The sequence below is a fragment of the Flexithrix dorotheae DSM 6795 genome (assembly GCF_000379765.1).
GTDB classification, from domain to species: domain Bacteria; phylum Bacteroidota; class Bacteroidia; order Cytophagales; family Flammeovirgaceae; genus Flexithrix; species Flexithrix dorotheae.
Genome location: NZ_KB903444.1, coordinates 1 through 14,844 on the forward strand (window position 1 = coordinate 1; position 14,844 = coordinate 14,844).

Annotated in this window: 8 protein-coding genes; 6 read left to right on the forward strand and 2 right to left on the reverse strand. The window is 33.5% G+C overall.

All coding sequences use genetic code 11. The features are described 5' to 3' along the window. On the reverse strand, positions 1-4,340 hold a 4,340-nt coding region (locus A3EM_RS45955; protein ID WP_211211986.1), incomplete at its 3' end, for a Kelch repeat-containing protein. 776 nt (positions 4,341-5,116) lie between these two features. Continuing rightward, complete coding sequence (locus A3EM_RS0118135; protein ID WP_020529658.1) at positions 5,117-6,823, reverse strand: asparagine synthase-related protein; 1,707 nt, start codon at positions 6,821-6,823, stop codon at positions 5,117-5,119. 329 nt (positions 6,824-7,152) lie between these two features. Between A3EM_RS0118135 and A3EM_RS0118140 the strand changes: the two genes are divergently transcribed. From A3EM_RS0118140 to A3EM_RS0118165, 6 genes are all read left to right on the forward strand, one after another. Beyond that, entirely contained in the window at positions 7,153-7,926 is a 774-nt protein-coding gene (locus tag A3EM_RS0118140) for a polysaccharide biosynthesis/export family protein (RefSeq protein WP_026210382.1), read from the forward strand. A 4-nt stretch (positions 7,927-7,930) separates the two neighbouring features. Then, a complete protein-coding gene (locus A3EM_RS0118145) occupies positions 7,931-10,390 on the forward strand; it encodes a GumC family protein (RefSeq protein WP_083925254.1) in 2,460 nt (819 codons plus the stop codon). Positions 10,391-10,467: 77 nt separating this feature from the next. Further along, positions 10,468-11,943, forward strand: a complete 1,476-nt coding sequence (locus A3EM_RS0118150) for a lipopolysaccharide biosynthesis protein (protein ID WP_020529661.1) — start codon at positions 10,468-10,470, stop codon at positions 11,941-11,943. Between the two features lie 11 nt (positions 11,944-11,954). After that, a complete protein-coding gene (locus A3EM_RS42810; protein ID WP_020529662.1) occupies positions 11,955-12,770 on the forward strand; it encodes a sulfotransferase domain-containing protein in 816 nt (271 codons plus the stop codon). Positions 12,771-12,774: 4 nt separating this feature from the next. Continuing rightward, positions 12,775-13,743: a sulfotransferase family protein gene (locus A3EM_RS0118160; RefSeq protein ID WP_020529663.1), complete on the forward strand. Its 969-nt coding sequence runs from the start codon at positions 12,775-12,777 to the stop codon at positions 13,741-13,743. Between the two features lie 3 nt (positions 13,744-13,746). Beyond that, positions 13,747-14,844 carry a glycosyltransferase family 4 protein gene (locus A3EM_RS0118165; protein WP_020529664.1) on the forward strand — a complete coding sequence of 366 codons (1,098 nt, stop codon included), beginning with the start codon at positions 13,747-13,749 and terminating at the stop codon, positions 14,842-14,844.

The window sequence follows — 14,844 nt, forward strand, 5'->3', positions numbered from 1 at the left end:
GCATAGCTTAAAGTCTGAGTACCACTATCTCCATCACTGGCCACTATTTGTAAACTTACATTATCCCCTTCAACTGCTGTCTGATTCCCCGGGTTAGTCACCAATGGTGCATAATTTACTGGGCCGGAAGCACCACCTGACAACTGAATTGTTTTTTGCTGATTAAAACCATATTCAATCAAAATTTCAGCATTATCCTGAGGGTCGTTCCCCGTATATTCTAAAAATAAACCATAGGTCTGACCAGCACTTAGCAGTATATCCTCTAACCCTGATGAAGGTAAGGAAAATTTATCCATATCTGTACCTGTTAAAGATATAGATTCAATAAATATCCCCTGATTACCATCTGCATTTATTAAATTAATAATCACATTACCCGGAGCCCCACTAAAAGAATATTGATCAATGGTATTTAGAGAACTGGCAGTAATAGGTATTCCCTGAGGGTTATTATTCCCAAAAACTTCCATATTCGTCATATTTCCACCACCTTTATTTGGTGAACCTGAGGTGATAAATATACCACTACCAGAAACAATTGCCTGGGTCCCATGTCTTGCTGTATTCAACTCATCCCAGGTATCCCAGTTTCCTGTATTAATATCTAAAGCCTCAGTATTTGCAAATACACCTGATGTGGACTCTCCCCCAATTACTACCACTTTATTATTATAATATACCACAGCAGCTCCAGCTCTTTCTGTTGGAATATTATCAGGTAAAGCACTTGATAACCAAACTTCGGATGACAAATCAAATACATCAACCTCTCCAATTGTAGGCGAGAGAGTATTTATCTCCCCGGATCTTCTCCCGGAAGAAACATATATTTTGTCGTTAATTTCCACCGCCTGGAAATGATCTCTTGCTCTGGGGGCATCAGGTAATTGCCTCCAGGAATTCGTGGCTGGGTCATATTCATCTACCCACGAAACCCATCCATTTGTATGTCCATTTGTAATTCCCCCTATAATGTAAAATTTGTTATTATAAAGCACCACACCTGCAGAGCCTCTTCGCCTGGCTGCTGGGATTTCTGGACCTTGAAGCCAGAAATCTCCAACTGGATCATATAAATAAATATAATCAGCCGGAAGTTCCGTTGGAAAATTATTATCCTTAAATCCACATATTGCCCAAATTAAACCCTCATATTCAACTGCCTGAAAATGATTAATGGAAATGGGAGACTCAGCTCCTGCAGACCAGGTCTTTGTAGCATAATCGTATTCTTCCACTAAATCAGACTCTCTGCCTCCAAGGATATAGAATTTATTCCCTGCCCTAACAAATGCATTTTCATGCCTGGCTATATGCTCATTTGTATTGGTAATACTTTCCCATGTTCCCATAATAGGAATAACTTCCCATTCAAAATTTGTAGTAGCTGAAGTATTCGTTAATTCATTGTCTGTTACAGTAATAGTTACCTGAAATGGACTATTTGAAGAGGCATTGCTCTGAATTGTCCCAAAGATATGACCGTTTGTAGGTTCTATGCTCAGCCCTGGAGGTAAGCCTAAAGCTTCATAAGTAAAATTCCCGCTGCCACCACTCGCTACCACAGCCAGATCAACCTGCTCTCCTTCAGTGTTGGTTTGATTAGAGATATCCTCTACTATAATTTCATTATTCCCGGTATCTTTTAGTGAAATACTAAAATAATCCCATGTACAGGCGAAAGAAGGATTGGATTGATATGATGTACTAATAATTCCAACTGCCAAAGCAGAGGGGATTCCATTTATGGAATAATTACCCTTAATTGCATTCAGCAAGGAACCTGAAATTGTAATCTCTGATCCAAGATTTATTATGTTAATATTATCGATAGAATATTTTGGCTGAACCGTACCGGAAACAGGATCAACCTCCAAAAACAACTCTATTTCAGTTTCGGACAATAAATTAGCTACATTGTAGAGCTGTCCAGATTGTTGGATTCCTCCCCCTTCATAATAAACCTCAAACCCACCAGAACCACTGTTTGCAGCGAGAACCAATTTGAAATAATTATCCTGATCACCGGTGCTAATGTAAAATCCCTGAGACTGATAGTTTTGGGGTGTTTCATTATTAAAAAATGGAGCATTGATTTTGGTTTTAATTACATAGGTACCAGTGGTTTCTCCTACATTAATACCAAACTGAAAGGCATTGTCCTGATTATTTTGGGTTACATCTCCAAAAGTGGTGAACAGGGTAAACAGCCCTGCTGTTCCTCCAAAAATAGTTTCGTCTGCATCAAATTGATTAAGATAATCCGTTGTACCATTTGTCATGAGTCCGGTCATCCCAATATCTCCAAATCCATAACCCAAAACATTAAACAAATCATTATTAAAAGGGATATCAGTAGAAAAGCCATTTGTAGCATCCCATTGAAAAGCATCATAAACGTCAATTATCCCATCCTCATCATCGTCATCATCATTTAAATTTGATATCAAAAATCCATTCACAAATGCTTTATCAAAATCTTCTGGTTGGCTTGAACCAGAGCAAGGATCAGTACCATTATCAAACTCATCTGCATCTGGATACCCGTCATTGTCACTATCTACATCCCAGGCATCTACAGGGTTACATGGATTTCCCCCTCCATCGTAATCTCCAGGTTCAAATACAACTATATTATCCGAACCATAAGTAACCGCCCAAATAGTACCGGGGAAAATATCATTGTCACCCTGAGCAATGACATCAAGAGGAGTAGAACCAAAGCCAGACGCAATATTTTTATTGCAATTATTAGGAGGATCTGGACAGTTTAATACGGATTTACCATCAGCACTAAGAGTCGCCCTAAATATTGGACCATCATTTTTAAAACCCGCCATGAGTAAATCACCTTTTAATTCATTATTAAAATTACTGGCGGTGTATTCACAAATTCCATTAGTGGAGGGTCCGTAATTTACCAAGGCCCCATCAGTTTCACCAGAGTTTCTGAAATCTCCTTCAGCGGGGTTTGCCATACTTAAGGGCACTGGAGGCCAGTCTATGGGGAGAGATTGTTGAGAAAAGTTTGGATCATTTTCATTAAGAATCTCATTCCGCCAATAACTATCAGATCCATCATTTGGATTCAGTGTATGTGTTCCTTTCGTAAATAATCCCGCCCCATCCGGGTTTCCTCTTACAGGAGTGGGGTGACCAGCATAATATATCTGATTATTAAAAGGATCACCGGGGACATAATTTAAATCCCCATTTACAAGAGGGCGAATATAGTGTAATCCATTTTTATTATTCACTGCAGGATCTCCTCCTGGCCCATTACTAGTGGACCCAGGCTCACCGGTAAGGTATTTATTGGTAACAGACGCGGTCAAGGCCTCTGCAGGATAATCGGCTTCGCCATCAGGATGCCCTCCCCAACCACCATTAGCACCATTGTCTACTGCATACATTCTCCCTTCTCTTCCAGGAGTAACCGTAATGAGCAAATCATACACATTTCTCCAACCAGGTGAATATATTTGCACAGGACTACTAGGATCAATTTTTGCTTGATTTAAACCATCATTTCCACCAAATGGGTCACCAGAGTCAGTATATCCATCAGTACTACTGATATTAGTCCTGGTTGGATCATCTAAAGTTGGCAAATCATAAATCCATTTATAAGTATACCCAAATTGATTTGTCGTATTTACCGGCATAGAGTTAATGGCAGACAAATCAATTTTTAAAATAGCTGCAGAGTAGGCATATTCCGTATGAAAGGCAAAATTGTTTGAAGGACTCCCGGCATTAGTATGACCACCCACAGTAAGATATAAAATATCGGGGTCGAAAGGATCAATCACCATTCCATTCACAGAATGATTTTCCTCAGACCTCGGAAACCCTCTTACCAAATCAATTTTTTCCCAGGCACTTCCGTTCCAGGTCAATCGATGTAAAATACCCGAGTTTGTATCCAAATTTAAATCATTTCCTCCTCCTCCAGCTCCAATTCTCCAGTCACTTGAGCTCACATACAAGACGGGATTACTCATAGTTCCAGTTAGAAAGATACCTGTGATTTGCCTTTCTTTTGTATCATTATAATTCCCATCATCATCATGATTGGGTGTATTGTTTATTATAATATCAATCGTTTCGGTAGCTGTAATTGTATAATTATTAGGTCCATTTCTGCTAATGGTATAGGCATAAATTAATCCGTTTTGTTGCGCAACATAAAGTCTGTTATCAGGACCAAATTGTAGAGAGGTTGGATTTTCACTTATCTCACCCTGTAATCCACTTGAATTGAAATTGATTTGAGCATAAGAATTAAAATTAATTGTCAATGAAAACAGAATGATTAACCAGTTTAAATTTTTCATAGTCATATCAGGTAATCTGAATAGTTAAATTTATGCTGTTTTTATTGGAGGAATCAGAATTAAAAAATTAATCTTTACCATTTTCAAGAGCAAGTTTAACTTTCTATGGTGAAACACCCTTTTTCAATGGGAGCTTCGCCTTCTGGTTAACTTAACTGCAATTTAAACCCCTAATTTACTGGTAATTTGAAAATCTAAAGTCTAGGTAAATTCAAAAATACAGGCAATACATTATAACCCTCACCTCCCAATTTGTCTTCAGGTTATTATTAAACAGGAAGACCAAAAAGTAGAATAAGAAATTCTAAATTTTGAAAATGTTAATCTTAAGTTAGGAAACTGGATTCAAACAATTGTTGATTAGTGCTGGATTACTGAAAGATTTATTTAGAAAAAGATATCTTATTAAGACTCAGTATATATGTAAACTTACTTAAAGAATTTTTTAGTGTCAATATTAAAGCCACCATATTATTCTAGTTGTTAACAAATATTTGAGAAATTCAATTCATTAGAATCAATGATTCTCATTCAGAATAATTAAATAGGATAGCTTTGTTAAGCTGAAAATTCCCATTAGTTAGAGTAGAAAACTCTTTATTTAACAATGTATACTTTTGTTTTTGACTTTAATTTTTGATCTTCTCAAACAAAACAGCTAATTGCTCAAAGGCCTTAAATAAGAATTTATTTCATTAATTCGAATTCAGTAAAAACTATATGGAATAATTGTTTTAATATTCAAAGGAGTTCAAACATCAATTTGTTCATTGTTATCAATTTATTTTACTTAGTAGTTTATACATTTTTATTATCATATAAACTCTAAAAGCCAAAATATTATAATCTACACTTTGAGATGATTGTATTTTTGTTTTTATCCTTTTTCTAAAGGATTTTGGGATTATTTTTCTTAATAAGCTTTTATAAGGGGTTTTCAATTTACCGCTCTCTCCGTTTTTGGAAGCTTTTAAATTTTCCTGAATCGTGTCCAATAAATCTGAAGGCAGTAATTCATAGGCATGCTTAGTCGATATTTCCTGTAATAATAAGCTTTGGATTCTGTTTTCTCTCAAAATGTCAGCAGCTTTTGCTCCTCCTCCCTCAGATGCATAAGGAATATTGGGACTAATGGAATTGACCATTTTTTTAAAAATCCTTTTTTCATTCCGGAGGTGATCAGGTAGTGTTCTAACCAATTCTAAAATTTCCTTCGATAATAATGGATTAACCAGTTCTACATAACTAAGTTTGAGATCTGACAAAGCAGCCAATATAGTTGATATACGATATTCCAAATATAATCTATCTCTCCATTGTAGTAAGGATTCATTATTTTTCCTCAAAAAATTTGCTGGAAGTTCTTGTTCAAACCCTTGATAGTCCGCATAATCCTTTAGATTGGAAAAATCAGAACAAAATGCCAATCCCAAGGAGAATCTCAATTCCTGAGGAGTAGATACAGTGGATGAACAAAAGTTTATATCACCGCGAATTATACCCTCAATCCTGTTTTCAAATAAACTTTTCCAAATATTAAACCCATCCATATATCCTGAAATATGGTCAACTCTGCCCTCTCCATTTTGGAAAAATCTATGGAAAATTATTTCAATTGGTTCATTGGAAATATCTGTACTTAAAAACTCATGGGAAACATTTAAGGCATTGGCTAATCTTTTTGCAATAACCACATCATTATTTGAATCTTTCAAAGCAGCTTTTAGGCCCCAGGTTATGGTCTTAATATTATCCAATTCCTGATTTTTTTTAAACAGGCAAAGAATTGCCCTGCTATCAAAACCTCCGGAAAGTGGCACAACCCAATTGGAATAATTGAATTTAATTTTTTTGAAGATTGAGTTAATGGTCGATATAAAAGTAGTCTCATGTATTTGAGCTGAAACCTTAGATTCCTTAAATTCAATTAAATTTGATTTTACAGTAATCTCCCATTTTTCTTTGTCTAGTATGATGGAAGAATCAGAAGGAATTCTTTTGATCCTTTTATCCCATGAATAAAGTGGACCTAAAGACCCTGTTGACAAAATCCAGGGAATTACCCTTTTATCAAACTCAAATGTCCCAACCAACAACACTATGGCTCTCTGAGAAGTCGAGGCAACAAACATATGTTGGTCAATATAGTACCAAATCGTTCTGGAGGCGGCAGGATCAGACACTACCTCTGAAAATTTATCTCCATCCCTAAAAAGAGCAAAAGACCCATCTGGATATGCTTCACAGGGAATATCCCACTTTTCATTTTGATTGAAAATCTTCCCTAATAAAAGGCCTGATTTTGTGGTGAGCATGGAGGAGTAAGGATTCACCACTGCATAAGCTCTAAAATTATTTACTTCAATTTTTGGTGGGTTAGGTGTAATATTATCGGGAGAGATAGCAGTACAAATTTCCAAAAGTTTATCCTTTATAGATAATGGAAGTGTTTCCCTGGAAATTAACCAGATTCCTTTAGCCATATTCTTTTAATATTTACACAAATAATAGTACCCATTGATTACCAATATAATAATTTGTTTTTGAATAATGAATGGGTCTAAAATTCATTTATGGCTTTGTTTTAAATGTATTCATTGTTCATCTCTAATACCAGCCCTAATTTTATTGTATATTTAGATTAATAATTGTTAATGTATAGCTTTTGTAATTAAAAAATTATATATTATTGATAAATATAAGATCAGTTTTTATCCTTCCGTGTTTGGAAAAATTCAGTGCTTTAAAATTTCCACTTATAAAAATTATCATAACAAACAATTCTATAAAACTAGAAATTTAACTGACTACCATGAGATTAACAATTACTCTTTTACTTCTTTTAGGTTTTAATCTAATTGGTTGCGTAAAGTATAATAAACTACTTTACATGCAAGACAAGACAAATCAAAGGGCTTTCACTGGATATACTACATCTAATTATACCATTAAACCTTTTGATAACCTTTCAATTAAGCTAAACTCATTTGAACAATCAACCACGGGAGAATTTAATAGCACTGGTGCTCTTGGCTCTCGTCCAGGTGGAGTAGACAATGCACTTTTATATTTATCCGGTTATATGGTGAATCAGGAGGGCTTTATTAGGTTGCCTTTGGTAGGAGATTTAAAAGTCGTTGGCCTGACAACTGATGAAATAAAAGACCTGATCGACAAACAGCTTGAGGATTATTTAAAATTCCCCTCAGTATCAGTGAAACTAACGAACTTTAGAATTTCTGTGTTAGGAGAAGTAAACCGACCAGGGGTACAATATATCTATGAAGGAAAGGTCACCCTCCTTCAGGCTTTAAGCCAGGCCGGGGATCTTACGGATTTTGCCAACAGAAAAAGTATAAAACTTATCAGAGAAACCGGTAAGGAATCCATAACATCATATATTGATGTTTCAAAGCCAGACCTCATTTCTTCTGAATACTATTTTTTACTACCAAATGATATTATTTATGTAGAACCAACCAAAGCTAAAGCAGCAAATGTAAATACCAGGGTAAATGGACTGGTGTTATCTGTAGTTTCTGTTGTGATTACCACTATCAACCTTATTGTTACTATAAATAAATAAAACAGTGAATTCAAATACATCTTATGTCAACAATAGCGAAGAAGAACAAATCGATATAAAATCCTTCTTATACAAAATATTACGGAAGTGGTATTATTTTGCCATTCTCATCCCTATATTCATAGGACTAGGCTTTTTATACTTAAAAGTAGCAACTCCCATTTACAAAGTCACTTCCACAATCATGATTGATGACGAAAGTGGCTCTACTTTAAGTACTCAGGATATTTTTGGTGACATGGGTGTGTTTAATAGTAAAAAGAATATCGAAAATGAAATCGCTATATTGAAATCCTATAAGATTGTAAATAATGCAGTAAAAACTTTAGACTTTACTATTTCCTACTTTGAAAAAAATACTTTTAGACTAGCTGAAAAATATAAAACAGTACCCTTTAAAGTAAATTATGACTCTTCTCACTCCCAAATTTTTGAAAAGTTATTTTATATCAATTTTATAGCTGATAATATCTATGTTATTTCCCTTAAGGAAGATGATTTTTTTGTCACTAAAGTCCAGGAAGGAGAAAAATCAAAAGCCTTTGTTGATCACTTTTCATTTGAAGATACAGTTCACGTGGGTCAGGATTGTAGTTCAGAATACTTTAAGTTTTCTGTACAGCATTCTGATAAATTTTTTGAGGGATTCTCCAAACAGGGAAAAAAATATGCCTTTAAAATTAGGGATTTAGAAAAATTGACAGATTCCTACCGAAAACAATTACTTATACAACCCTATAGTGACGAAGCCTCTGTAATAGAATTAAAATTAGAAGGTCCTGTTGTAAAAAAAGAAATTGATTTTCTAAATCGATTAGGGGAAGTTTATATTGATAATCAGTTAGAAAAGAAAAATCAAACCGCTATAACCACAATTGATTTTATCGACAGTCAAATTCTTCAAATCACAGACTCGTTGCAGGGAGCAGAAGAACAACTGGAAAATTTCAGAAAGGAAAAAAATGTGATAGATATCAATTTCGCTGCGGCAAATGCAGCCGAAAATCTTCAATCACTCGAAACTGAACAAGCAGCACTAAAAGTTAAAGATCAATATTATCAATTCTTATTAGATTACTTAGAAAACAGTGATTTTAATTCCATAATTGCTCCAGCATCAATTGGTATTGAGGACCCGTTACTGAATGCCTCCATCATTGAATTAAAACAATTAAATTCACAAAAAGTAGCTTTGTCATTTACTGCAAGTGAAAAAAGCAAAGAATTAGCCATCTTAAACTTACAAATTGAAAACCTCAAGAAAACGCTTACTGAAAATGTTAAAAATATCATTAATTCTTCTCAGATAGCTCTTAATGATGTGGACGGTAGAATTTCTCAGGTTAGAAGCATAATCAATAGATTACCTGAAAATGAAAGAAACCTGGTTAAAATTCAGAGAAAGTTTGATTTTAGTGATAACTTATATAATTACCTGCTACAAAAAAGGGCGGAAGCAGGTATTGCCAAAGCTTCAAGTATGCCTGAAAATGAAATTCTGGATAATGCCAGAGCTATTAGCAATGAACCTATTTCACCAAAACCACTCCCGGTATACCTGATTTCCTTCTTTTTAGGCTTATTAGTTCCTGTATCAATAATTATTATTAGAGATTTTTTTGATGATAAAATAAAAGACGTTGATCAATTGGAAAAATTAACACAAATTCCTCTTGCAGGATCTATTGCCCGAAAATCTAGTGATAGCGTAACTATATTAAATGCTCCTCAATCAGGATTAGCTGAATCATTTAGAGGATTAAGAGTGAATCTCCAGTTCCTTGGCTCGGAGGATAAGAAAAAGGTTATTGGTTTTACCTCTACCATAAGCGGGGAAGGAAAAACTTTTTGTGCCTTTAATTTAGGTATCATGTCATCCATCTCAGGAAAGCGAACTATAATTATCGGAGCAGATTTAAGAAAACCAAAATTAGAAGAACATTTTAAACAGATAAAGCCCAAAAACGGCAAAAAACACTCAGAGTCCCATGATATTGGACTGAGTACATATTTAATTAATCAGGCCACTATTAACGATGTAATTCAAAAAAGTACTGTTGAAAACCTTGATGTAATTACAAGTGGAACTATTCCTCCTAACCCAACTGAATTATTGGAATCTAATCGGATGGGGATTTTAATTAATGAATTAAAATATCTGTATGATCAGATCATAATTGATGCTCCGCCTCTAGGGCTTGTAGCTGATTATTTTATTATCAATAATTACACAGATGTAAATATTTATGTCGTTCGCCAAGGGATTTCAAGGGTTAAATTTATTGAAGACATTGATAAAATTTATAAAAATAAAAAACTTTCAAATCTTTCAATGATATTGAATGATGTGAAACGCTCAAACTCTGCTTACGGATACGGTTACGGATATGGCTATTATTCTGATGATAAAAAAATAAGCCGTAAACTTTTAAAAGCTAAAAAAAAGAAAAAAGAAAACGTATAAACACAGAGTATAACAATGTAAATAATACTAATTATCAAAATTTCATTTAAATGAAAATGATGACTTAAAACAAACTTATGAAAAAATTCATCACAGATACTTTATTCATATCTGTAGGGGGGTTATTGAGCAAAGCTAAAGGCATCATTTTTTTGCCTTTGATAATAGGAGCTGTAGGGCTTTCTAACTATGGAGCTTTTGTTCAAATCTATGCGAATGTAAAAATTCTAGTTCCAGTTTGCACACTTGGATTGGGAATGGGATTTCAACGATTTGCTTCTAAAATTGAAAAAAGAAATAAAGTAGAATTAAGTAAACACTTTTTTTCTGTACTCATTCCATCTTTTTCTTTTGGGTTCCTTGGTGTAATAATTCTCCTCCTAATTTCCCCCTTTATTAATAATTGGTTTTTGGAGGGTAAGTATTTAGAAAGCCTTCAGATTTCAAGTTTTATGGTGCTTTCAAATACTTGTTATACCAACATAAATAAATTTCTGTTGGGGGGTAAAAAATTTAAACTTTATTCGGTGCTGGAATTTTCCTATGCCTTTTTGCCTTATTTGGGATTTGTAATAGGTACGGTAATTTACAAGGATATATACTTTGGCGTGTTATATTACACCATTTTTGATTTTTTAATCGTCCTGATATTTTTCATTTTAATTGCTAAAGATTTAACTTTTGTTTGGCCTTCAAAAAATATATTTATTCAGTATTTCAAATTCTCTTACCCCCTGGCTATCAGTAATATTGAAGGTGGACTATTAAATAAAGCAGACAGGTATTTTATAAGTTATTACCTCGGTGTGGAAGCTTTGGGCATATACAATATTGTCCATAGGTTTACAAATCTGCTGTCTTTTGTAAGTGTCCCTATTAGAAAACAGATGATGAGTTATTTACCAAAAGTCTGGGACGATGGTTTCAAGGCAGAATCTATCAATATTATTAAATCAAGCTTAATTGTTTTTGCAGCAATTTCCATTGGTATTTTAGGTTATTTAACCTTTTACTTTAAAGATATTCTGTTCTTTTTGATCGACAAGGAAATAGAATTACCACATATCGAATTTTTAATTTTTCTGCTTGGTTCAGCTTCCTTTTTTTCAGGAACTAAAGTGTTTTATTATATTTTAATCCGACTGAAAAATGAGACCAAATATGAGTTGTTTTTTCAACTGGTTGGTATGATCATCAACATCATTCTCAATTTTATATTGGTGCCTGTCTATGGTCTATTTGGCTCCGGAATAGCCACCTTTATAACCTATTTAGTAATCCTTAGTTGGTTAAACCTCAAACATCCAATTCCATTTGACTTTACTTTCATCAAGCATTTTATTTCCTTTTTTATAATTGCTTCAATTTTTTATTTCACAAAAACTTGGATGCCTCAAGCAAGTTTTGTCTCCTTTTTAGCGAGTAGTATTCTTGCAAATGGTTTGTTTCTGTTTTGCCTCATTTTTGTGAAAAAGAAAATGCTTTTACAGATAAAATCTGAAATAAACTTATATAAAAAATTAATGAAAAGAAGAGGCAAAGTGACTATTTAATCAATAAAATTATGCCTGAACATTTACCTAATTTCATAATAATAGGAAGTCCGAGAGCAGGAACTACATGGATTGATAATAACATCAGATGTCATCCGGAAATTTTTATGCCTAAAAAAAAGGAACTTCACTTTTTTGACAGAGATTTTGAAAAGGGATTGGCATATTATCATTCATATTTTGATACTGTAACAAACGAAAAAGTAATAGGTGAAGCTACACCCTCCTATTTGCATAAACCAGGTATTGCTCAAAAAATATATGATACCTTAGGAAAGGATATAAAAATAATAGTTTCCCTTAGACATCCTGTTGACCGGTTATATTCCAGGTATTGGAATGCAAAAAGTAAATTTAATGAAAATAAAAATTTAACATTTGAAGAAAAGATCAAATCAAAACAAGAATTTATTAGTGAAGGATTATATGCCAGCCACCTTAAAAAATATTATGAGCTTTTTCCCGCTGAAAATATTTTAGTTTTATTGTTTGACGACCTTGAAGAAGATCCTGCTAAATTTTTAAAAAAAATCTATCAATTTTTGAAGGTAGATGAAAGCTATATTGCTCCGCTTACCAATGGAAAGATTAATGCAGCATCATCAAAACCAAAGTTAGGGAAAAGTATTTTGCTTAATTATTCATCCAGATTTTTCAGAAAAATTCATCTGTATACGCTCTCTCAAACTTTGGAAAAGTTAAACCAGAAGAAACTTCCCAAAATGGATCCTAAAACACGTTCATGGCTAATTGATGAAGTCTATAAGGAGAGTAATAATGAATTGGAAGTACTATTAGGAAGAAATCTGGACAGTTGGAAAAAATAAGAAAATGAAGCATTTAATTTTTAATACAACAGCTTTAATTAAATTATACTCTTCTTACCATAGGGCAAATGGTGAGAAAAATATTTTTTTATTTTCAACTCCCAGAAGTGGCTCTACCTGGCTTACCGAACTTATTCATACCCAGCCTCAATTCAGAATGATAAAAGAACCGTTTAATCTTAGAAAAGGCTATGTTCGTGATAATCTAAAAATGGATAATTGGGAGGATTTAATTAATCCGGTTAATCAAAAATCAATTGAAAAATATATCAATCATTTTATTCAAGGAAAAGATAATGATCTTCGGTTTCCCAGATTTGCTCCTTTCAGGCCGTTATGGAAACCATTTACCTCCAGAATAATTTTTAAAATTCTTTTTGCAGGTGAAGGGGAATTTAACTGGTTTAAAAAAAAGTTTAATGGCGAAATTATTTTTTTAATCAGGCACCCTATTCCTGTATCACTTTCCAGAAAAGTGTGCCCAAGAATTGAATCATTTTTACAAAAACCATATATAAATCACTTTTCAGTTGAACAAAAAAAATTCAGTCAGGAAATCTTGAAAAAAGGAGATCATTTTGAAATGGCAATTTTGGATTGGTGCTTTCAAAATGCCTTACCTTTAAGGCAAATGGATCAATCCTGGTTAACAGTTTCATATGAGCAAACTGTATTACAGCCAGAAATCGTCATTCAAAACCTGGTTTCAAAATTTCAATTTCCTAAACCAGAGAAAATTACAAACAGGCTAAATAAAGCTTCAGTTTCAACAGGAAAATCCTCCCGGGAATCTCAAAATATTCTACTGGATCCTCAAAAACTGGCAAAAAACAAAAGATGGCTTGTAGAAAAGTGGAGGGATAAAATTACAGATAACCAACACCAAAAAGCTTTTGAAATTCTTAATGTTTTTGGAATTGATTTTTACGAATACAAAAACTTTGGCCCAAAAAAATCCTATTTGCTCAAATAATACATGAAAAAATCAATAGCGTTTATATTACCACATTTTTATCAGTTCTATAAAGGAGGAGCTGAAACTCAATGCTATTATTTGGCCAGGGAGCTTCTTTCCAGAAACTGGCAGGTATATTACATCTTTGAAAGCCAGACAAAAATATACAAGGTAGATAGTTCAGGAATAATTCTTCGAAGCATACCCAAAAGAAAAGGGTATTTAAAATGGTTGAATTCTTCAAGTCTGAGGTCGACAATGGAGGAAATAAAAGCTGATTTTTGGTATTCGAGGGCTAATATTTCCTATCTTATATTTCTAGTAAAATTTGCCAACAAAATAGGAGGTAAAGTTATCTGGGCCTTTTCCAGAGATTCACAGTTTGCCCTTAACTGGAAACAACAAAGAAATGCAAGTCTTTTGATAAACTTATATAATGTTGTCAACCAGCTTTTTTTCTTCAATGCATTAAAAAAAACAGATATAATTTTATTACAAACAGTTCATCAACATAATTTATTAAGACAATACAGAAAATTAGAGGGTCAGGTGATTTACAATGCTCATCCGGTAGAGCAAATCCAATTAAATTCTGATAAGCGAAAGAAACAATTACTTTGGATAGGAAGATTAAGGCCTTTTAAAAGACCTGACAGACTTATTGAACTTGCAAAAGTTCTGGAAGATCACAATATTTCAATGAAAGTAATTGGAAAAGTGAGTATGGATAAATATGGATTGATGTTAAAAAAATATTCGGATGAAACAGACCACTTATTATTGCTTGGAGAGCTAAAGCCGGAAGAGGTCCAAAAAATGCTATTGGAATCCATGTTTCTAATAAATACAAGTGAATATGAAGGTTTTTCAAATACCTTTATTGAAGCCTGGCTCCGTGGGGTACCTGTTTTCTCCTTTGAGGTAGATCCTGATAATATTATTTGCGAAAATAAGATTGGATTAGTTTCGAAAAATAATTCTGAGTTATCGCAGGAAATTATTAAGCTATGTGATGATTTCTCCAGCTGGAAATTATTATCGGCAAAATGTCAAGAATTTGCTTTGGATACCTTTGATATTACAAAGGCTGTAAACCGGTTAGAAAAAATCCTTGGATAG